Origin of the sequence: Streptomyces sp. S3(2020), from assembly GCF_013044505.1 — a bacterium.
GTDB lineage: Bacteria > Actinomycetota > Actinomycetes > Streptomycetales > Streptomycetaceae > Streptomyces.
In genome coordinates, this window is sequence record NZ_JABERD010000526.1 from 1 (window position 1) to 1,071 (window position 1,071).

Sequence of the window (1,071 nt, forward strand, 5' to 3'; positions counted from 1 at the left end):
TGACTGCCAACGGCAAGCTGGACCGCAGGGCCCTGCCCGAACCCCTGGTCGGCGGGGACGCCGAAGGACGCGCCCCGCGCACCCCGGAAGAGGAAGTCCTGTGCGGACTCTTCGCCGCAGTACTCGGAGTCGATCACGTCACCATCGACGACAGCTTCTTCGGCCTCGGCGGACACTCACTCCTCGTCACCCGCCTGATCAGCCGTATCCGCAGCACCCTCGGCGCAGAGGTCGGCGTCCGCACCCTCTTCGCCACACCCACCCCAGCCGGCCTGGCCGCGGGACTGCGTACCGACGACATGCGCACCCGCCCCGCGCTGACACCCGCCGAGCAGCGCCCCGAACGGATTCCGCTGTCGTACGCCCAACAGCGGCTGTGGTTCCTGCGGGAGTGGGACGAGAGCGGAGCCACCTACAACGTGCCGCTCGCCGTACGGCTGCGCGGTTCCCTGGACCACGACGCCCTGCGCGCGGCCCTCAACGACGTCTCCGTACGCCACGAGGCCCTGCGCACGATCCTCCCCAACGTCGACGGCGAACCCCACCAGTACATCGTCCCCACTCCGGACGTGCCCTTCGAGGTCAGGCCCTGCGGCGCGGACGAGGTGACCGAAGCGGCACGGCAGGCGGGCGAGCACAGCTTCGACCTGGCCGTCGAACTGCCCATCCGCGCCACCCTGTTCCAGGTCGCCGAGGACGACCACGTGCTGGTGCTGGTCCTGCATCACATCGCCGGTGACGGCTGGTCCATGACCCCGCTCACCCGCGACCTCGGCCGCGCCTACGAAGCGCGCGCGGCCGGCCACGCCCCCGACTGGGCGCCGCTCCCGGTGCAGTACGCCGACTACGCCCTGTGGCAGCGGGAGTTGCTCGGCGACGAACGCGACGAGGACAGTCTCGCCCTGCACCAGCTCCGCCACTGGACCGAGGCCCTGTCCGGCATGCCGGAGGAGTTGGAGTTGCCGGTGGACCGGCCGCGGCCGGCGGTGGCGTCGCATCGGGGTGCGTTGGTGCGGGCGCGTTCGGGTGCGGAGCTGCATGCGGGTCTGGTGGGGTTGGCGCGGGAGAGCG

1 protein-coding gene is annotated in these 1,071 nt (G+C 71.7%); it reads left to right on the top strand.

Features of this window, described 5'->3' with window-relative positions; translation table 11 throughout:
• Positions 1-1,071: condensation domain-containing protein (locus tag HLK59_RS50130; RefSeq protein WP_240983115.1), on the top strand; the 1,071-nt coding region annotated here is incomplete at both ends.